The 21,559-nt window shown below is 38.8% G+C and carries 17 protein-coding genes; 13 read left to right on the top strand and 4 right to left on the bottom strand.

Translation table 11 applies throughout. The features are described 5' to 3' along the window. Positions 1–34 precede the first annotated feature (34 nt). The 7 genes from IGJ01_RS13935 to IGJ01_RS13905 are packed head-to-tail and all read left to right on the top strand — an operon-like array spanning position 35 to position 11,224. Complete coding sequence (locus tag IGJ01_RS13935; RefSeq protein ID WP_430601191.1) at positions 35–4,360, top strand: phage tail tape measure protein; 4,326 nt, start codon at positions 35–37, stop codon at positions 4,358–4,360. Next, entirely contained in the window at positions 4,357–5,814 is a 1,458-nt protein-coding gene (locus IGJ01_RS13930) for a phage tail family protein (protein WP_420657094.1), read from the top strand. The genes IGJ01_RS13935 and IGJ01_RS13930 overlap by 4 nt, the downstream gene beginning before the upstream one ends. Continuing rightward, a complete protein-coding gene (locus IGJ01_RS13925; RefSeq protein ID WP_196044604.1) occupies positions 5,811–9,614 on the top strand; it encodes a phage tail protein in 3,804 nt (1,267 codons plus the stop codon). Before IGJ01_RS13930 ends, IGJ01_RS13925 begins: the two co-directional genes overlap by 4 nt. 13 nt (positions 9,615–9,627) lie before the next feature. Further along, entirely contained in the window at positions 9,628–9,831 is a 204-nt protein-coding gene (locus IGJ01_RS13920) for a hypothetical protein (protein WP_010748259.1), read from the top strand. Positions 9,832–9,866: 35 nt separating this feature from the next. Beyond that, a complete protein-coding gene (locus IGJ01_RS13915; RefSeq protein WP_010748260.1) occupies positions 9,867–10,160 on the top strand; it encodes a hypothetical protein in 294 nt (97 codons plus the stop codon). Position 10,161: 1 nt separating this feature from the next. Beyond that, positions 10,162–10,407, top strand: a complete 246-nt coding sequence (locus tag IGJ01_RS13910; protein WP_196044734.1) for a phage holin — start codon at positions 10,162–10,164, stop codon at positions 10,405–10,407. 37 nt (positions 10,408–10,444) lie between these two features. Further along, the gene (locus tag IGJ01_RS13905) at positions 10,445–11,224 is read left to right on the top strand and encodes a peptidoglycan recognition protein family protein (protein ID WP_196044735.1); all 780 of its coding nucleotides are present in this window, start codon (positions 10,445–10,447) and stop codon (positions 11,222–11,224) included. Positions 11,225–11,290: 66 nt separating this feature from the next. Here IGJ01_RS13905 and IGJ01_RS13900 read toward each other — a convergent pair whose 3' ends face one another. Further along, positions 11,291–12,286, bottom strand: a complete 996-nt coding sequence (locus tag IGJ01_RS13900) for a glycosyltransferase family 2 protein (RefSeq protein WP_060792512.1) — start codon at positions 12,284–12,286, stop codon at positions 11,291–11,293. Positions 12,287–12,589: 303 nt separating this feature from the next. On the opposite strand from IGJ01_RS13900, the gene IGJ01_RS13895 reads away from it, so the two are divergent. Beyond that, positions 12,590–12,868, top strand: coding sequence for a hypothetical protein (locus IGJ01_RS13895; RefSeq protein WP_430601190.1), 279 nt, complete (start codon positions 12,590–12,592; stop codon positions 12,866–12,868). 708 nt (positions 12,869–13,576) lie between these two features. Here IGJ01_RS13895 and IGJ01_RS13890 read toward each other — a convergent pair. Next, a complete protein-coding gene (locus IGJ01_RS13890) occupies positions 13,577–13,834 on the bottom strand; it encodes a hypothetical protein (protein ID WP_196043983.1) in 258 nt (85 codons plus the stop codon). Positions 13,835–14,022: 188 nt separating this feature from the next. Further along, entirely contained in the window at positions 14,023–14,313 is a 291-nt protein-coding gene (locus tag IGJ01_RS13885) for a DUF5960 family protein (protein ID WP_142967344.1), read from the bottom strand. A 779-nt stretch (positions 14,314–15,092) separates the two neighbouring features. Between IGJ01_RS13885 and IGJ01_RS13880 the strand changes: the two genes are divergently transcribed. Continuing rightward, a complete protein-coding gene (locus IGJ01_RS13880; protein WP_430601189.1) occupies positions 15,093–15,719 on the top strand; it encodes a restriction endonuclease in 627 nt (208 codons plus the stop codon). 144 nt (positions 15,720–15,863) lie between these two features. Here IGJ01_RS13880 and IGJ01_RS13875 read toward each other — a convergent pair whose 3' ends face one another. Then, on the bottom strand, positions 15,864–16,763 hold the full coding sequence (locus IGJ01_RS13875; protein ID WP_005234023.1) for a LysR family transcriptional regulator: 900 nt from the start codon (positions 16,761–16,763) through the stop codon (positions 15,864–15,866). Between the two features lie 236 nt (positions 16,764–16,999). Between IGJ01_RS13875 and IGJ01_RS13870 the strand changes: the two genes are divergently transcribed. The 4 genes from IGJ01_RS13870 to IGJ01_RS13855 all read left to right on the top strand — a co-directional run bounded on the left by IGJ01_RS13870 (position 17,000) and on the right by IGJ01_RS13855 (position 21,542). Next, the gene (locus IGJ01_RS13870) at positions 17,000–17,851 is read left to right on the top strand and encodes a sugar phosphate isomerase/epimerase family protein (protein WP_005234024.1); all 852 of its coding nucleotides are present in this window, start codon (positions 17,000–17,002) and stop codon (positions 17,849–17,851) included. A gap of 27 nt (positions 17,852–17,878) precedes the next feature. Further along, positions 17,879–18,727, top strand: coding sequence for a shikimate dehydrogenase (aroE, locus tag IGJ01_RS13865; RefSeq protein WP_008380533.1), 849 nt, complete (start codon positions 17,879–17,881; stop codon positions 18,725–18,727). 87 nt (positions 18,728–18,814) lie between these two features. Further along, positions 18,815–20,098 carry an MFS transporter gene (locus IGJ01_RS13860; RefSeq protein ID WP_429968803.1) on the top strand — a complete coding sequence of 428 codons (1,284 nt, stop codon included), beginning with the start codon at positions 18,815–18,817 and terminating at the stop codon, positions 20,096–20,098. 115 nt (positions 20,099–20,213) lie between these two features. Beyond that, the gene (locus tag IGJ01_RS13855) at positions 20,214–21,542 is read left to right on the top strand and encodes a hypothetical protein (RefSeq protein ID WP_005234027.1); all 1,329 of its coding nucleotides are present in this window, start codon (positions 20,214–20,216) and stop codon (positions 21,540–21,542) included. Positions 21,543–21,559: the final 17 nt, after the last annotated feature.

Here is a 21,559-nt window from a genome sequence, read left to right as displayed (position 1 = left end):
TCTGATTTAGTCAAAGGGAAAGGGGGCGGATGATTTGGCTGGTGCAACTCCTTTAGGAAATATGGTCATAAAGCTAGGGTTGGATGATGCCGATTTTGGGAAAGGCGTTGCTAATTCTAAAAAGCAAGTACAATACCTAGCAAAAGAAATGCAAGCAAATATGAAAGTAGCTGATTTGGCAGGGAACAAACTTGGCAAATTAGGCACTCGATACGATGGTTTAACACAGATTATCAAAGCACAAGAAAATCAAGTGACCGCCCTCAAGAAAGCCTATGATGGTTCATTTGTTGATGGTAAAGCTACTGACTCCACGAAACGGCTGGCTAACCAATTACAAGATGCTAACGGTAAACTGGCAAACTATAAACTACAGTTACAAAATACTGCAGGAGCGATTGCTGACTATCAAATCAGAAATGAAGGTTTAACTGGTTCAATCAATAAAGCAAGCGATGTTTTAATAAACAACGGCAAAAGACTAGGGGACATAGGGTCTAGTTTGACAAAAGGCTTAACTGTACCTATTGCGGCTGGCGTGACTGCTGTGACTGCCGCTGCTATTAGTTGGGAATCAGCATTTGCTGGTGTAAAGAAAACATCAGACGAAGTGGTGGATAGCAATGGTAATGTTGTTTATTCATACGATGATCTTGAAGGGAGTTTAAGAAATCTTGCAAATGAACTACCGTCAACCCATAGTGAAATAGCTGCTGTTGCCGAAGCTGCAGGGCAGCTGGGGATCCAAACAGACAATGTTTCTGCATTTACTAAAGTAATGATCGATCTAGGCGAGTCAACAAACATGAGCGCTGAAACAGCTGCTACTGAGTTGGCTCGTTTTGCTAATATTACTCAAATGTCGCAAGATAAATTTAGCAACTTAGGTTCTGCATTGGTTGACTTAGGTAATAACTTTGCAACAACAGAATCTGAAATATCGGCGATGGCATTACGGTTAGCAGGTGCAGGTGCTCAAATTGGTATGTCCGAAGGCGACATTTTGGGATTTGCAGCAGCATTAAGTTCTGTTGGTATTGAAGCGGAAGCTGGTGGGTCTGCTTTCTCTAAAGTGATGGTTAATATGCAATTAGCTGTTGAAAAAGGAGCGGGCTCATTTGACGAGTTGAAAGCACATGCCGAGGATCAAGGTGTTTCTTGGGAAAGATTAGTAACAGCGGTGCGAAATGGTGGCAAAGAACTAACTGGTGTTTCCAAAGAAATGGGATTTATATCTGCAGAACTTAAAAAGATGTATAAAGAAGCTGACAATTCGAAAACTAGCTTGGAACAGTTTGCTGATGTTGCCGGAATGACTGGTGACAAATTTGCTGAAATGTTCAAATCTAATCCATCTGAAGCAATTATGAAATTTGTCGAAGGATTAGGGAAAGCCGAAGAACAAGGTTCGTCTGCAATTAGTGTGTTGGATGGCATGGGTATAACTGAAGTTCGGTTAAGAGACAGTTTGCTGCGTGCAGCTAATGCCAGCGGAGTATTTGCTGGGGCGGTAGAAATGGGTAACAAAGCATTCGGAGAAAATACTGCACTTGCTGAAGAAGCTGGCAAGCGTTACGAAACAACGGAATCCAAACTAAAAATGCTTAGAAATGAGGCAGTGAATGCTGCTATTGATTTGGGAGGTCCTTTTGTTGATGCATTAAGAGATGGATTAGAATCGAGCAAACCTCTAATCAAACAAATCGGTAATCTAGCTGAGGCGTTTAGCAATGCAGATCCTAAAACCCAACAGATAATCGTAAAATTGATAGCTGCTACTGCGGCCGCTGGCCCTTTGTTATCAATTACCGGAAAATTAAGCGGCACAATTGGAGGGTTAGGAAAATCCTTTATTGATCTAAGTGCAAACATGGCCAAGAAAAAAGCTATCGATGAGGTTAAAAAATCATTTATTGATGGAGATATTTCCGCCAATGACTTTCTAAAAACTTTAGCAGGTGGGTCAGGCACCATGACACAATTTGGAGCTGCAGCCAGTGGGGCGGCAGGATCTGGAGGCATAGGAGCCATGTCGGCTGCGCTCGGTCCATTAGGTCCGCTTATTCTTGGTATAGTTGGTGTTGGTGGTGCGCTTGCAGTCGGGTATGGTGCATGGAAATTATTCGGTGAAGAAGCTTGGAATTCTAGTCAACGTGTTCAACGATGGGGAACTGATGTTGGAGAAGCAGTTAATGGCACCTTAACAAAAGTGCAGGATAATACGCAAAAAGCATCAGGGCAATTCGGTTTAATGGCAGATGGATTTGCCACTAACTCTGACTCTATGATTTCAAATTTTGAGAAAATAGGTCAGACCATTGAAGACAGCCTTGTGAAGAAAGTCGAGGGCTTGGATAAATTAATAAAAGGACTTCCTGAATCTGTTAATTCTTCTGTCAGTGAAATGGTAGAAGACGAAAAAGTTAAGGCGGAATCTGCATTACAAACAGTTCAAGAGAATACCGCAAGAATCACAGAGATAAAGAAAGCAGCTAGTAATAGCAATCGAGAGATTAGTGTATCTGAAGCAAAAATTATTCAAGATCTGGCGAAAAATACAACTCAAGCATATGTTGAAACTTTAGATGTTTCTGCAAATGAGAAGAAAAAAATACTTGCAGCCATGAACGCAGATGTAGCAAATGCAACAGAGGAAGAAGCAAAATTGTGGTTGCAATCTTTAGGTAAGCAAAGGCAGATAGCCCAGCAAAATGCAACTTTAAGTAGACAAGAAAAAGAAAAGTACTTACAAGATTTGGGATACAACTTAGATGGCGAGTTCGCTAAAAAATTTCTGGCGGCTTGGGATGAGATAAATTCAACGACTGTAAAAGGTTTTGATTCTCAAATGGAAACGATTCTTAAAAAATATCCTGAATTGCAAAATGAGGTCTCTCTTGCAAACGGTCAACTAATTTCGAGTATGGGTGATTATGCTGATAGTGCAATTGCAGAAAACGAAAAAATCCTAAAGAGCGCTTCTGACTTATCAAGAGAATTGGCATCAAATGCAGAAAAGAATGCGGAAAAAATCTCTTGGACTGCATCAGAATCAAGTAAGGCTGGTAAGAAAGCAGCTCAAACTTGGAATGATTTAGTTTTTGATGAAAAGACCGGAGAAGTTAAATCCAATGTTGCAGAGGTCGTTACAGAAGCTACTAAAGATTCCCTAACGTGGAATAATTTGAAGCTAGTAGTCCATGATGCCGACTTAGATAGTAATGCAAAAGACGTTATCGGTGAAGCTGCAATTGCTAATGGTTGGTGGGACGGTATGGCTTGGTCTGATAAAAAAGCAGTTCTACAGGACGAATTCTCAATAACAATGTACAAAGCATTAGAAGACTCGGGAAAATGGGCAGAGATGTCATTTGATGAGAAAAAGGCATTCCTCTACTCTAATACTCCTGAAGTCATGGCAGAAACAATGCTTAATTTGGGAATGTGGGAGCAATTTCAACCCCAGATTAAAAATTTGAATGCTGAAAATTATGATCTCTTAAATGCATTAAGCTTTTCGAAAACTTCATTGAACGAGTATAACGCACTAGATCCAGAAGTTAAAAGATTGATAGCAGAAGATCCAGCAACCTTAACGGTTAGTCAATCTAAGAAAATGCTAGAAACATACAACAGTGTTTCTCCAGAACTAAAAAGATTATTGGGAGACAATACAAATGTAAATAGCATATTGGCAAACTCTAAGAGCAAAATCAATGATTACAATGCTACTGGCGTTGGTGCGAAACATTTACATGCAACAGCAGATTATTCTGAAGTACTAAGAGCGAAGAGTGAAATTGCTCAAGTATATAGCAAAAATGTGGTAATTGATGTTGAGTATCGTGGGAGAAGAACAGGACAGACAGCTATTCCAAATGCCAAAGGAACAAATTACCACCCGGGTGGAGATATGATCGTAAATGATCAATCAGGACCATTATACAAAGAGTTGGTTCAGTTCCCTGGTCAGGCTCCATTTATACCTCAAGGTCGAAATGTGTATATTCCCAATGCTCCTGCAGGAACGAAAGTTGCTCGAGCTAGTATCACCAAATCGATCATGCGGCGCTTGGGCATTCCAAAGTATGCTGACGGCGTGGGTATTCCGGAAGATTCTTCATTGGTTCGGAACTTGAGAAGTATGAGTCCATTTGTAGAGCCAACATCAACTACGATTGTTAATACGCAAGACTATACGGATCGATTGGATCAATTAATTAAAATTATGAAGAATTTTGATAACAGCCTTAAAAATCTTCAACTTGTAGTAGATAAAAAAATAATGGGTACAGTTGCAAATGAGCAACAAAATCTAAGAGAAATGGTGATCAAAACAGTTAGGGGGGAAGCTAGATGAAGTCAGATGTGCTTATAAAGTTTGGTTCGTATGAACTCACAAAAAATATGGACTTAATAGAGTCGCCGGATTTCTCTATTCTTCCTCTATCAGATACCGAATTGGAAGAATCGGAAAACGATAAAAAGCTATCGCTGAAGTTTCAAATGGAGTCTGATGATTTTGTACAATCCAGAGATGAATTAGCTTTAGCATTGTACGGTAAAAAAGAAAACAAATTGACCATCTCTATCTTTGAGAATAGATATTGGTTAATGAGTGTGGAAGATAGCACATCATTTGTTCGCAGTATGGATTCAAGAGATACGATTGATGTTGAGATAGAATTTAAGCTGAGCAAGAACCGCTCCTTTTCCACAGTAATTGAAACATTTTCGACTAAATTAAATTCAGAAAATGTTCTCGAATTTGAAATTAATAATTCAGGGACAGTACCTGTGCCTGTTGACTATCGTATCAAATTAAAAAAAGAGAGCGGCTTTATCGGTTTGGTTTCAGAATACGGCGCAATGCAATTCGGTTTAGTAAATGAAGCAGATGGGACGATGGTTGAAAGTGATAAAAGCAAACAATTGACCAATAATATAAATGGTAATTTTGACAATTGGACTAATGGGACGACTTTCTATCAAGATCAGAATAAAAAGTCTGTAACAACAATGAGTGCAAATGCCACATATGGTTTAGGTATATTACCAGCTAGTTTTTCAAATACGGCCAACAGTAACTTCTTTGGAGCAATCAAAGAGATTTCATTGAGTGAATCCGCAAGAAACTGGTATTTGTGGGCGCAAGCGTGGTTTGAAACCGGAAGAATGGGCCAGACAGGTATGTGGACACTTGCGATTGTCGATGAACAAAACAAACCGATTGCTGCTTACATTTTGAGAAAAGGGGATACCACTGGAAACAAAGCACAGTGCTATTTTTGGCTGAATGGTAAGATTGTAAAAACGTTTGATTTTACTGCTTCTTATTGGGAGAAGGACAATCCGTATGGATCAGAATCAAAAAATGCTCGGAGAAATCCTTTTGATATTCGAAAAGAAGGAAATCGTGTTCGCTTTTTCTGGCGAGGATCATATTATTACTATACTGATTCAGCAATAGAAAATGTCAAGGCAAGTAAAGTTCAATTCTTTGTGGGACAGTTCAAAGGAAGGAACACATCAACGCAAAAGGTCACACATATGTATATTAACAATTTAGCCTTTACTAAGTTAAATGTTGAGACATGGCGTGATGATCCGAATCGATTTCCCAATAACTCAGAAATTTTCATCAGTGGATCAGAGACATTACTGTACTTGAATGAAATGCCCAGACCAGACGATGAAATCAGAGGTTCGACTTGGTTTAAGGTTCCTCCGGGACTCACGACTGTTCAATTATTATTATCCGATTTTGCGGAAGTCGAAACCGCAACTGCTGAACTAAGGAGGGAATACTTGTGACAACTGAAAATGTACGGATCGCTGTTCGAGATGCGCAGGATTCTCAAACCTTGGCGTTTATGGATAATTCCGCACCTAATGCGATTCACTTCGACCAGGCGGATCTAACCCGTTTCTTTGAAGGGGACTCGACTGTCTTACAAATGCGGTTTAATAAAAAACACGATCGAGCCAACGCCATTCGAGAAGGGTCAAAATTAGCTTTTTTCTACAAAGGAAAAGACTATTGGCTTAATATTATTACAGCAAAAGATGTTAGTCATCAGCGAGAGTTGATGGCTTTTTCTTTATCGCTTGAGCTGAACAAAGAAAAAGTTGGTTTTTATGCTGCAAATACTGCTATGGCTTTTGTGGAATATCTGAAGAGTATTGATTTTGAACAAACATTAACGATCGGTATCAATGAGATTGCAGACAAGAAACTCAAGCTTGATTGGGATGGGGACCAATCGAAACTCGGTCGTCTCTATTCGTTAGGAAATAAATTTGATGCAGAGATTTCATTTGAAACTATCCTGAATGACGATTATTCTTTGAAGCAACAAATCATTAATATTTACAAAAAGCATGACGAGAGTAATCAAGGGATTGGTCAAGATAAAACTGCTACTACTCTTAGAGTTGGTAAGGATTTAAAAGTGATCAATCGTAGTGCGTCCCTTGAAAATTTCTATTCCGCTATTCGAGGAACCGGTAAAGATGGAATTAGTATCAATGATATAGAATTTGAAGAACTTGATGCAAACGGAAATGTGCTTTACTTTAGCAAAAAAGGTCAAGATGTGATTTGGTCTCCTCAAGCAAGGGATGCTTTTCCATCAAAAAATAATCCAGGCAATGATGGCTATCTAGTCGAGAAAAAAGGCGAGACTGAATATACCACTGTAGAAGCGTTAAAAGGCTATCTGCTCTCAGAGCTTAAAAAAAATAGCAGCGTGTATGTTGATTATGAAACAGAGGGGCATTTTGATAGTGATCCGGGGGATACCTTCTCACTGGAAGATTCAGTTTACTATAGTCCACCGCTTTACCTTGAGGCGAGGGTATACGAACAAACTGAGTCTTTGGTGTTGGGGGATTTTTCAAGTGACAAAACAACCTTTTCCAACTTTGTTGAAAAAACCTCAGAAATAGATTCCTCATTACTTGCTCGTGTTCAAGCATTGATAGAAGCAAATAAAGTCTTTGCGTATGAAATAATTACTAGTGATGGAGTTACTTTCAAAAATGGATTCGGCAGTACCACATTAACTGCTCGTGTTAGAGATGGTATCAAGGATGTAACAGATACCTTTAGTCTGAAATGGTATAAAGATGGCACTTTGTTTTCAAATACCAAGACAGTGACGATCAATGCTGCAGATATCGAAGAAAAGGCAGTCTTTCGTTTTGAGGTAGCAGACGATTCGGGGAATGTGCGTGGTGGTGCTGAGGTGACGGTTACCAATATTGATGATGGTAAAAAAGGGGAACCCGGTGAAACATATTATCCACATCGTGGATATTTGATGGCAGACGGTACCTTTACCAAGGTTTATCCGAATGAGAATTTGTTTAGAAATTCGGAATCACCTAATGCTATTGCTTATGCTGGAGCGACCTCAACTAAGACTGCCAACGTATCAGTTCCAGAATGGAATGCCGCGACAGCTGTAAAATATGCAATCAGTGGTGGTACTTCGACTATAGCCTGTACGATGCCAGCTGGAAGTATGACCACTGCTGGGGTAAAAGAGAATTACGATATTTCTATTTATATTAAGAATACAGGTACAGTAGATTTTAATATAGGTGGCAATATCACTACTTCAACAAGAATTGAAGCAGGTGAAGCTAAATGGGTTACTTTCTTAGCTAAAGACTACTCGCACCTTACTGGGGCAGCTAGGCAATTTTCCATTACAAGATTGTCAGTAGGAGCTGCTATTGAATTTATTGTATGGAGAGCTAAGTTTGCATATGGAACCTACAACTCTATTTGGACCCCAAGACCAGATGAAGACTACGAAAATGCCTATCCAAAATACGAAGGATTCTATTCAGATACGAATCAAGTTGGGTCTGATAATCCTGATGATTACAAACCATGGACACCATTCATGGGGCCACAAGGACCAGCAGGAGAAGATGGTAAGGATGGCTCTGACGGGGCAAATGGCCAAGATGCAAAAGAAGTAATCAGTGGGTATCTTTCAAATGATTCCATTATAGTACCTGCTAATGCATCTGGCACAGTAACTGACTTCACGAAAGCTTTGGGAGATTTTATTATCTACGAGGGTCAAACCAAAGTTTCATCTGGCGTAACGTATTCGAAGGTTTCTGAAATTGGGATGACTAGCACAATCAATTCAGCAGGTCGTTATACAGTTACTGCTTTGTCGTCCGATGTTGGAACCGTAACATATCAAGCGATGTACAAAGCTGTGACGATTCAAAAGATAATGATTGTTGTGAAGAACAAGCAAGGAGCCACAGGTCCAGCCGGAACAAACGGAACTGATGGAAAAGGAATCGTGTCCAGCGCTACTACCTATCAGGCTGGTACATCTGGCACAACACCGCCCACAGGAACATGGAGTACTTCAATACCTAGTGTTTCCGAGAATCAGTACCTTTGGACAAAAATTGTTCTTACTTACTCTGACAATACAAATTCAACTGCATATTCTTTAGGGAAGATGGGAGCAAAGGGGGAAACAGGTTCTACTGGATCGACAGGAGCAACGGGAGCAACAGGTAATGGGATTAGAAGTACAACTATCAATTTTGCTAGTTCTACTAGTGGGACAACAGCGCCTAGTAGTGGGTGGACCACATCAATTCCTACGGTTGCTGCTGGAAGCTTTTTATGGACAAGGACAGTGTTAACTTTCACAGATAATACAACAAACACTTCATATACTGTTGCCAAACAAGGTGAAAAAGGTGACCCGACTGGCATCATCAGTCAAGCAACAGTGCCAACTAATCCTTATGTTGGTATGCTGTGGCAAAACACAGGTGCAAGTGGGTACATTATCGGTGCGACTTATCAATGGAATGGCAGCAAGTTTAATCTATATATTTTTACAGCAGATAATATAGTTGCTACGACCTTATCTGCCATCACTGCAAACCTAGGAACTATTACAGCAGGTACTATCAATGGGGTTACCATCAACAGTTCTGAGTTTGTCAATCCTTATACTAGACAGTACAATGACGGAACTTTTGCACAAGGTACGCAGAGGATTGGTTCGGCAGAGCTTTACAACTCAGGAGTGATTAAGAACTCTCAGGGAGTTACTACTCAATCCTACGAGACTATCTTTAGTCATCAACTTGTATCTATGACTCGATATACTGGAGACAAAGTAGGAGATGCTAACTCACTTATCTCATCTGCTTCTCTATCATTTGATAGACTTACTTTAAATGACCGTCAAAATGGTTTTTCTGGACAGCTTACGGCTCAACAACTGACATCAGTTCCTTGGGTAAATATTCCGTTAGCAAGTGGCTACATAACCATTGAAGGAGCTACTCCTCAGTACCGTAGAATCCAATTACTTGATGGATCGTATGAAGTCCAATTGAGAGGTCGTGTGGGACCATCTAGTGGGAATTTTGATTTAACCGGACGAAGAATCGGTTCGATTCCTTATGCTGCTTCAATGCTTGAACTTTTTTTATGTGGGGCAAATTCTGGTCGATCTGGTCGTATACAAGTAGAATTAAATGGTGATTTGATGGTAGCTTCCGCAGACAGTGGTGTGACTTATATCTCACTATCAGGGATTAGATTTGTTAGTCTATAGGGGAGGTGAAACGATGAATATTGCAAGTATTACATTTAATTATGACTCGCAAAAACAAGTAAAGGGATACACTATTTATGTCGACGGAAAGGCAGGAGATGTACAGTCTTTTTCTGGCCAAGTGAATATTGGGAAAGATGAATTGGATCTATCTTTCATTCTGAATCTAGTTCAGGAAAAAATCGGAGAAACATTTACGAAAGAGCAACCAGAATAGGTTGCTCTTTTAATTTATTGGAAAGAAGGTGGCATATGTTAAATATAGGGGAGTTAGCAACTTGGGCGGGTTGGATTATGACAATCGTGGGAATGCTGGCATTTGTAATCAAACCAGTAATGTCCAATTTTACAAAAATTTCCGACAATCTAACTAAACTGGCTCATAATTTAGATCTTTTAACAAGAGATTTAGAAGCAAGTAAATCTGATCGTGTTGCAATTCATGATGAATTAAAGCGACATGATGAGCGCTTGGATAAACACAATGATCGATTGATTGAGCATGGGGAACAATTAAAATCTTTATGGAAAGAAAGAGGGAAATAATATGAATTTGACGAACAAGCAATATGATTTAGCAAAAAAAGTTTTAACCGTTGGGGTGCCAGGTATCACGGCGTTTATCGTAACTCTAGGTGGTTTATATGGATTCTCGACAGAAATCATTGTTGGAACGATTACGGCTGCTGCAACTTTAGCTGGTGTGTTTTTGAATATCGCTAGCAGCCAGTATCAAGATGAACAAAAACCAGATTATGGTGATGGGCAGGAGTTTACCGACAAGAAGGAGTAGCCGACGGCTGCTTCTTTTTTTAGAGAGGATGATTGATATGAGTTTCATCAAATACGAGTATATCAATATTAATGAGTACTCAAGACCAGGTATCAGGAATAACGGTATTGATGGTATCGTTATGCATTACACCGCCAACAACGGTGGCACCGCACGCAATCACAAGAACTATTTTAATAATCTAAAAGGAACCTATGCTTCTGCTCAACTGTTTGTAGATGATATTGAAGCACTCTGTATCATTCCCTTGAATGAAGTTGCGTATCACGCCAACGAAATTAGCAAATACAATGCAGATGGTTCACGCTATCGGCCGCTGTATTCTAAGATAGGCAACGCCAACTATTCAACGATCGGTGTTGAAATGTGCCTAGACAAGAATGGAAACATTACGGAAAAGACATTCCAAAATGCTGTGAAGGCCGTTAAAGAATTGATCGCCATTTATCCTCATATTACGAGAGAGAAGATTTGGCGCCACTTTGACGTAACAGGCAAAAACTGTCCAGCTCCTTGGGTAGCAAAACCAAGTGAATTCGAACGATTCAAGAACGCAGTTTTCAGCAATACAAGCAACAACACACAAGCAAACACACCACAAATTCAACCAAAGAAAGTAGGAGAAACCATGTTACTATTTAGAAATCAAAATGATCCGAAAGTTTACTTTTTGACAGGAAACAAATTTACTCATGTGAAAACAGAAGGCGACTTGAAGAAAATCCAAGCGATGATGGAAAAAGCAGGCTATGAAACTTGGATTCACACAGATCCAGTTCAAGTTGCGTATCTCCGCAAAGTAGCAACAGAAGCATAAAAAATCGCCCACTCAAAATAAAAAAGTGGGCGATTTTTTTATTAATAGGACAAAGAAAGCTTTCAATTAAATTGTTTGTTTTGATTTGCAGCCGATAGTTCCTTTACAATAAAACTTAGAAAAAAGAGGAATTAGATGCGATTTTTCGAGTGATCGAAAAGCGAAAACTATTAATCTGTTTTTTATTCCCTCTCCTTTTAGTTCATTAGATAAAGGGTTGAGTGTACTATCAAATTTCCTGTCAGAAATCCATTTTTTAATTCGTTTATGTTCAATTAGAAAATCATTTCTATGAGCCTGTCTTCCTGAGAACAGAAGGAACCAAACATAGTAACGCTTAATAAAGTATTTTAAGTAGGCATCTGATTGACCATGTGCAGCTTCAATTAACTTATCTAATAAGAAAAGAATATCAATATCTTTATTAAAACCTTTTTGACAAGTATTTGAGATACTGTGGCCATTAAAATACCAATTATATCCGACATAATCAATTGACACTATTTTTTTGGTGTTGCTGAATACTTTTAAATTAAAGTAAACATCTTCACCAATTGGATAATCTAAGAATAAGATATTGTTGTCTATCAAAATCTGGCGATTATAAATTTTTGCCCACGGCGCAAGAATAACATACTTTCCCCAATCACAATCCCGTGGAAAATCAGAAAACATGATTTTGCTTTTGTTCACACGCTTATAACCACCGATTACCAAATCAGCATCGTTCTTGATACAATTATCAATAAATGTCTGAATGTAATCCTTCTCAATATAATCGTCGTTATCTATAAACATTATGAATTTCCCGGTCGCTACTTTTATTCCAAGATTTCTAGTTTTAGATACACCTTCATTGATTTTTGTAATAACTTTTATTCTTGAATCTTCCATTTCTTTTTCTTTTAGGATCTCTAAGCTGTTGTCAGTTGACCCATCGTTAATTAACAGTAACTCAAAGTTTCTAAACGTATTTGCAGTTATTGAATCAATGCATCGAGTCAAATGTTCTGCAGCATTATAAATAGGGACAACAATTGTGAGTGCGGTTACGGTCGACATTTTTTCACCTTTTATTCTGAAATAAGTTTCTTTTAATAAAAAATAGCACTCAGAGTAAAAAAATACAACTTACAGAATTGTCACATAACGATCAGGCAAAAGGTGAGTTAATTTAATTGATTTTAGAATTGCTCATGCAAAGAGTGGATTTTTTTGTCAGCAAAAATAATCTTCCTCCTTGCTGTTAAAATGCTTCTAATGTAGAATTTTCTGTGACGACATAAAATCGTCAATGAAGAGTATCATGTCTAAAAAATTGATAAAAAGTTAAAGATGCGTTAGATTTGTATTAGAGGTGATTCTATGAAAGTCGATAAATTACATTACAGAAAAGTAATTAATAGTGCAAAACACCTAGAGTACAATGCGATAAGATACTTTCAGTCTTTTTCTGATCATAGTAACATTGAAACAATTAATGAGGAAATAGACTATTTAATTAAAAATGATGTTTATCATAATATAGTACGTACATCTCGAAAGTCGTTTTTGGGAGATAAAATATTGATCAGAAAAAACTTCGAGCAGGATTTTAAACTTTTAGAGAAGTATGCAGCTTTTTTTAACCAGCATGAAATTTGAAAAACAATACTCATAAAAACTTTTCATTTAATTATGTTACTCCTCTATGGAGATGGTTGGTTTTTATAAATAAATAGCCCGCTTCAGCGGGCTTGTACATAGATCATATTCATTTCACTTGCAGTAACCAAGTTTATCCTATAGATTAGTATATGCGTGCAATACTCTACGAGGAGTATTAGGCGGTAATGCTTGGGGAAGTGTGCCTAGTACTCTTCGATTTTTTTATTTTAGCATTATTTCAATGTAATAGATATTATTGATTAGAAAACCGTCATAAATTTGTTGAGTTTGATTATTAAAAGATGTATTGTAGACTCATACCTAAAATGTTTATTTTTCGTTTACTCTTTCGAGATCCACTCTACGCAGGATAGGGTGGATTTTTTGTTGAAATAAAAACTATGTTCTTGTAGAATGGAATCATAGCCTTGACCGGGGCTATTTCATTTTATATCTTTTTTCAGGCCCACTCTCCTTGAGGGTGGGTTATTTTTGAGCCAATGGTTTGAACGATTTGGAAATAGCTAATATAATTAATTTACCTTATAAAAACTTTTTCATCTAATTGTGCCACTCCTCCCCGGGAGTGGTTATTATTTTGAAAAAAAAGCACAGCATATTCTCATATGCCGTGCAAGTGGAACTATGGTCCGTCATCATAACAATCATCATATAGTAATTTAATGAATAGGAAAAGTAAAAAGATTATCGAACATTGATATTTTCAAATTCAATCATAATCTTCGTCTTACCAATCACCGAATACTTCCTAACAACAAATTGTTTCCTACTATTATACTCACCAGCAACCACAATCTGCATTCCTTCATCCACTTCGGCTAAGAAATTCAAACTATGCGCCGCAATCAAGCAGTTAACATCATCCAAAGAAAACCGCACCAAAGGGGTCTTGCTCATCTTCAACACACGTATCTTCGATACATAGCCTTTCATCGATTTCATAACAATCGCCTCCATAGTGTTGTACATAATAGCAGCAATCCGTTTTGCCTAAAGTGACAGCAACATAAAACTCGACACATTTTGCACCGAATAAAGCTTCCTGTGACTCAGAAACACTGTCCGGAAATTCATTTATAAACCCAAAGAGAGATAGGTAGCCCTGTTCGTATTGAGTAATAAGATTCATATCAGTTACCGCCAGGTCTATATATTTCATTAGGATCGTACTTCCTAAGTATCTTATCTTGTGTTCTGACATGATCAAATAAATAATCTTCGCCATCGACCTTGAATACAAACGCCAGTTCTTCCGGATATCCGCTATAACTGCTGGGGATGGTAAAGTACGGCTTACCATAATTTTGCATAGTCTTAGCAAACTGTTCATATAGCAGGTGCGCTGGCCCCATACGTTGAACAAACTCATAGTAGTAGCGCTCAAGTGCGTAGGTTCTTTGGTGTGCTAAAGGTATTTGCATAGCAATCACTCCTTACAAGAATTATACGAACGTTTGTTCTTGTTGTAAAGCGAACAAAAGGTAAAGAAAAAAGCCTAACACAGGCTTTGAAAACTATGTATGTTGGTTCGTATCATGCTGGCGGATTGACTACCCCTTGACTACCCCGAAAAGAAAACAAGGGAATTTATAGAGTATATTACAATACTAAAAAAGCTGAATTTAAGCTAAGTGAGAAATACTAGACCTTATTAAAAAATTCAAAGATATGAAATACGGTCTCAAAGACAACAACGCTGCAGAATAAGACAAATAAATGTAAATGTTGTTTCGATAACATTTCTGAGGTTTCCCTTTTACGAGGGAAACCTTTTTTTGTTTTTATAGGTAATAGACACTCAACTGCTAAACCGAAAAAAAACATTCAGAATCTGTTACAAACAAAGTAAAAGGAATCAATAAATCTGTAGGCAAGAATGTTGAAATTAGCACTGTAACGAATCCTATCTAGTAATTTTCGAAATGGAGCAATGATCAAGAGTGGTTTGATTTAATCATCGATTATTATTGAATATTCAAACTTCAATTGACATTTATCTTGAATAAAATTATCATTAAATTAATAATATTCCGTTATAAGTTTCTTATTTTTGACTTATTTTATCGAGTTCACACGATTTTTATTGAGAAAAGTAGATAGTTCTCTCTTTAAGAACCAGTTTCTATTCTACATAATTAAAGACCACTCACTAGCTATGCTTTAACGAATCACATCCAAAACAATCAAGAAAGGAAGAGACATGTTTTCATTTAAGAAAAAGAAGGAAGTCATTAATTTCCCAGAACTAAGCAACCATAATGAACGTACATACCCGAAAAAATTGAAAAAGATTGTGGCTCAATTAGAAACCTGTAAATCAGAGGATTTGAATTATATTGCTGAATGTCTTTTACAAAAGATGGGATATACCGTCCAAAACATCGATGGTTACAAAGATGGTGGTATTGATGTGTATGCTTTTTCTAATAATAAAAAGGCAATAGCGGTCCAATGTAAAGCCTGGAATCCGCAAAAAACAACGGAGCGGATCAGTAAGCCACTCGTTGCCGCATTTAAAGGGATTTTTCCAGACAAAGGGTTTCCCAATGGGCTTTTCATCACTACACATTTTTTTACAGATCAAGCATTAGAAATAGCCGGTGATAATCTACTGTTGGTTGATAGAAAAAAACTGATTGAGCTTCTTGCACATTTTTATCCAGAGATGATCAGTGAGTTGTTTTATTATAAAACCTTGACGGAATTAGAAGAATGCAATAGTTGTAAAAATGGGAAGAAGTTGAAACTCTACAATAAGAAGAAGCGCAATTATTACTATATCTGCGAAACGTGCGGTGAGTATAGCTCTTTTCATTATTCGTCATGAGAAAAAGAACAAGAGAATAAGCAATAAAAAACAGACATTCCATTAATGAATGTCTGTTTTTTATTAAGTGAAAACGCCAAAAAAAGGCGGGAACATAGTTTTATTCCTATTTTCTAAAGCTTTGTTTTTCACCCACCCAGTCACTCAATAAACGATCTGTTTCGGATTTGCATGGGCCAAAATAAATTCTTTGAAATTGCTGACTACAGGTGGTAAGTAAGTCTCTTTATTGTAGGCTAAATAAAAGTATCGCTCCCAACTGATGCCATTAAGTTTGATTCGCTTAAGGGGCAAAGAGTCAAGCATCGTCATATTGGGAATGATAGCAATCCCCAATCCTTGACTGACTAGTCCAGCGATCACTTGATCGATCTTGACTTCGTAGGCTACTTGATAGCTGACGTTGTTACGCTGATAAAGGTCATCGATGATTTCACGTAAGGCACTTTTTTTGCTGAAAATAATCTGGGGATATTCTGCTAAGTCGTCCAAAGAGACTTCATCAAATTGTGCGAGAGGATGATCCAACGCGGTGATCACGACAAGTTCTTGACTTGCAATCGGGACGAATTCAATGGTTGGTTCATTGGTGATGTAGGAACAAATACCGAGATCATAGCGCAAGGTTTTTAGTCCTTGGACTGTTTCGGTACTGACGCTATCTGAGTGAAATTCAAATTGAATCTTTTTTTCAGGATTTGCTTCAAGAAATTGTTTAGTGATTTTTGGTACGTAAGATGTACCGAGGACTTGCAAAAAAGCAAAGCTGATATGCCCAAAGCCTTTGCTGATTTTTGTTACTGTATCGATACCCGAATCTAAGTTTTCTAACGTTCGTATAACATGTTCATGGAAAATTTTTCCAGGCTTGGTTAGGATCACATTTCGTCCGTTTTTTTCAAAGAGTTGTACACCTAGCTCATCTTCTAAAAGTGAAATGGCATTACTGAGACTTGGTTGTGTGATGTTGAGCAATTTACTCGAACGTGTATAGTGTTCTTCTCTAGCAAGGATATCAAAATATTTTAAATGCTGAAGATTCATTGAAACCTCCTCTAAAATCCTTCTTTTTTTATCAGTATATCACAAGACTTATATCTTTTATCTATAGATCCATAAAGAAAAAACAATTAGAAGTACGGAGAGGGAAAAGCTATAATAACGGTAATAAACATTGTGAATAAAAACACAATTACTGCGGCCGCTTTTTAGTTCGTGTTTTTATTTCCAGCTGTAAACCAAGTAGTAGTTGTTTACAGACTTTTAAAGGGGGAAATAACATGAGAAACATTCCATTGACGATTAGTTCTTACACATTAGGGACAGAGATTAATTTTGAAGACAGAGTGAAGATCGCGAAAGAGGCAGGATACGACGGGATCGGTTTACGTGCGGAGACCTATATGCTTGCTGTGAAGCAAGGCTATTCGGATGAGCGGATGCTTGAAATTCTTGCAGAACATGACATGAAAGTAACCGAGGTCGAATATATCACCTTGTGGGCTGATCCAAATAAAACGATGGAAACACCGGAAACACTGCTGCAACAATTTAAAGAGCAAACGATCTATCATATGGCACGTTTGTTTGGTGTTGGGCACATCAATTGTGGCTTGATGGAAAAATACCCAGCAGAGGTTCATATCCAAGCCTTTAAAGAACTATGTACACGAGCAAAAGAATTAGTCATTGGGTTAGAATTCATGCCTTATAGCGGTGTTCCTGATCTAGCTAGTGCATGGAATATTGTCAAAGAGGCAGATTGTGAAAATGGGATGCTGATCCTAGATACTTGGCACTGGGCGAGAGCCAACATGACAGCAGCTGACTTGGAAGGGGTTCCAGCGGAGAAAGTTGTTTCGATCCAAATTTGTGATGTTTTAGAAAGACGTTATCCTGATACGATCTTACGTGATGAGTCGATGCACGATCGCTTATGTCCAGGAACAGGATGGGGTGATACCGAAGGCTTCTTACGGGCACTAAAAGCTCACGGCATCAAGCCTCGTGTTGTAGGCACGGAAGTGATTTCTGATCCGATTTTAAGTCAAGGCTATCAAAAAGCAGCAGAGCAAAATTACAAAACCAGTATTGAAGTGATCCAAAACGCATGGCCAGAATTGCTTGCGTAAAAAATCAAATAGAAAAGAGGAAATACGATGAGCGAAAAAATTTCGGGAAAAACGAAGCTCTTAGGATTGATCGGTACACCTGTTGGGCATTCTGGTTCGCCAGCCATGTATAATTATGGCTTTGACCAGCTTGATATCGATGCAGTTTATTTAGCTTTTGACATTAAAGAAGACCAAGTCGCCCAGGCGATCGAGGCATTTCGAACCTTCAAAATGAGTGGAAATGTCACGATGCCTTGCAAAACGGCAGCGGCAGAATACATGGATGAATTGACGCCGGCTGCAAAAATGGTTGGTGCGATCAATACCATCGTCAATGATGAAGGCAAGCTCGTCGGCCATATTACCGATGGTGTCGGCTTTGTTGATAATCTGCAAGCACACGATGTAAAAATGAAAGATCAAAAATTTGTTGTGATCGGAGCTGGTGGAGCTGCCACCGCGATCCAAGTCCAATTGGCGATCGAAGGCGCAGCCTCCATTGCGATATTCAACATCAAAGATGCGTTTTATGAAAAAGGCAAAGAGACCGTTGCTCGCATTAAAGAATATTACCCTGATCTAGTAATTGATATTTATGATCTGACGGATCAAGCGTTACTTGCTGAAAAAATAAAAGGAGCCGATTGTTTAGTGAATGCAACGACTGTTGGAATGGGTGAAGGAAATACAGCGACACCGATTGCAGACACAGAGGTACTGCATGCAGATTTGACGGTGGCTGATGCGATCTATAACCCACCAATGACCCAGTTATTGAAAGATGCCAGCGCAAAAGGTTGTAAGACCGTGGGTGGAAAAGGAATGCTGGTGGGACAAGGAAAAGCCGCCTTTAAACTGTTTACTGGCAAGGAACTGCCTGTCAGAGCAAACTAACTAGGGACCGAGTATCCCTTTCCTACGAAATACCATCAGGGAAATTTTCGTAGGAAAGCTGGATGTTCTTTTATAAGGAGCGTACAAATGAGAGCAAAAAAGTATATTTTGTCACTGGCAACTGTCTATATGTGTTATTTCACTCATGGGATCCAAGCTATTATTTTAAGCCAAAATGCGACTTATTTTTCGGATAAATGGGGCTATACCGATGCTTCTGCAGGAGCCGCTGCGGTATCGTTGGCCATCACTGCGACCGGATTAGGGAAATTCTTGACCGTCTGGATTGGTGGAGAAATTTCGGATAAAGTGGGACGCAAAAAAATGGCGGTCATGGGGGCTGTTTTGTATACGCTATGCTTTTTAGGTCTGTTACTGACGACGAATATGGTGATCGCGTCTGTCTGTGCCTTTATCGCAGGGGTGGCGACTTCTGGTTTCTGGGATGCTGCATTGTATCCCGCTTCTCAAGAAGCAGCACCGAAATATGCGGCTTCAGCAATGATTGGGATCAAGTTTTTTGTTTCTTTGTCAGGGGTTATCTATCCCTTACTTGTGGTAAATTTCATCGGGTCTGGGAATCAGTCGATGGGGATTATTATTCCATTAGTCTTATCGATCGTCTGCACGATTTTAGCAGCTATCGCGCCATTCGCCTATGATGACATGATGAAAGAAAAAGCGGCAACCGTTGATGGAAAAGAAACGAATGCGGTTCAAGAAGAAATTGCGGCAATGAAGGCCAAAATGCTTGTTAAGCCGAATATGGTCGTTAACTTCTTCACAATGTTCTTTGGTTTCATCTGTATGTTCATCATGTACGGCGCCCAACAGTATACCAAAGCGTTTGGTTTGACGAATGCTGGTTTGACTGAGATGCAGTCAGCAGGGCTAACATCAATCTATACTTTTGGCTCAATGGTGGCTGTTTTGTTTTGGGCAGTAATGATGGGGAAATTGCGTTGGAATCCCTTAAAAGTCTTGTTTATTGATACGGTATTCATCGCTCTTGCGTTAGGGATGGTATTAGTGATCCAACATGTCGTAGTGATTTATATCAGTATCGCCTTCTTGGGTTTCTTTGCTGCCGGAGGGGCGTTGCAAACTGGGCTAGGGGTACGACAAATGTTTTGCCCTGGACCAAAAGGTCGAAATACCGGGATCTACTATACTTGGATGGGCTTAGCAAGTACCTTTTTACCTTACATCGTTGCTTCCATGACTCGGTCAGTAGGAGAAACGCAAGCGATTTTTATTATGATGGGCTTATTACTCGCAGCTGCGGTTTTAGCGATCGTCATGATGGTTTATTTGTTACTGCAACACAAAAGAGTATTTGGCTACAGCGCATTTGATAAATTAAAGGACTAAACGTCCTGGAGGACAGTGGACAACCACTTCCTCCTTTTTCGCTTTTGTTAAACGGCGGCTTTCGCGTATCTGGCTGCAGGTTCAAACGGCGTAATTTGTATGGAGGAGAAGAAGAATGGATAGCTTGATTGGCTTATTACTAGTAGTGTCATTTGGTGGCATGGTTTTTTATTGTATCAAAGGATATAACCTGATGATTGGTTTTATCGTTATGGCAACATTATGGGTGTTGTTGCCTCTTATAGGGAATGTCATTTCACCCAATCCGGCATTTGAAAACCTCCCTTTTACCGAGATGCTGGCACAGGTCTATCAACAGGCGCCAGAGCGCTGGGGGGCTTCACAAATGAATATTTTTGTAGGAGCATTCTTTGGTAGGATCTTGTTGGAAACGGGCATTGCGGCAACTATCATTCGTAAGAGTGTGGAACTAGGTGGGGATAGCCCAGCGATTATTCTAGTAATTGTCAATTTGATTACCGGCTTTATCTTTTCATCCATGTCAGGTGCCGGATCTGTCATCGCGATCGCCGTGATCGTATTGCCAATTTTATTTTCGATTGGTATTCCTAAAGTCGTGGCATTCTTTAGTTTTTCGGCTTCCGTTGCAGCAGGTGTTTTCTTAAATCCAATCAATTTCACACAGTATCAAGCCTTTTTTGGCAATGTGAATGGTGGGGTTGATTACACCTATAATGATTATTTTTCGTTTGGATTATTGGCTTTCTTTGTGATGATTCTGGTTTCTTCGATTTTTGCTATTGGGTATTTGAGAGTAGAAAGTTTGACCTATGCTTGGGCGGTTGGAGAAGAACCGAAAGTTCAAGACGTTCCTAGTTTGGCGTTACTTACCCCTTTTATACCGGTCGTAGGAGTCATCATCTTTCAATTTCCAGTGATCTTTTGTTTTATTGGTGCGAGTCTTTATGCCTTGTGGATTTGTGGTGTTTTAAAGGATGGGTTTAGAAAAGATTCTCAGATTTTGACACGTATTTTTGCAGATGGGGTCAAAGATACTGCGACCTTAGTTGCCTTTTGGATGACCCTTGCGATGTTCAATGCAGCTGCAACCTTCGCTGCACCTTATTTTGAATCATTGCTAGGAGGAATCATTCCGACGCATCCCTTAGCGCTTTGTTTGCTTTTTGGTTTTTTAGCTCCCTTGACCTGGTTTCGCGGGCCACTTTCTTTGATTGGTTGTGGGGCAGCGTTATTAGCAGTAATCAGCAATCAAACCAATTATCCTGTGACGTTTTTATATCCGTTGTTCATTTCTAATATGATCGGTATGGGTCATTTTGATTTGACCATTTCTTGGAATGCTTGGGGATTAGGCTTCAATAATATCAATACGAAAGATTACATGAAGGTTGCTTTTTTACCAGGAGTCGTCATTTCGCTGGTTCTTGAAATTGCGACGTTCCTGTTATATAGCCCGATTTAAAAAAGTAGGTGAAAAAA

The organism is Enterococcus sp. AZ089 (genome assembly GCF_050547225.1).
Lineage (GTDB): Bacteria > Bacillota > Bacilli > Lactobacillales > Enterococcaceae > Enterococcus_D > Enterococcus_D entomosocium.
The sequence above is the reverse complement of the archived record's forward strand: the minus strand, read 5'-3'. Positions and strand labels throughout refer to the sequence as shown.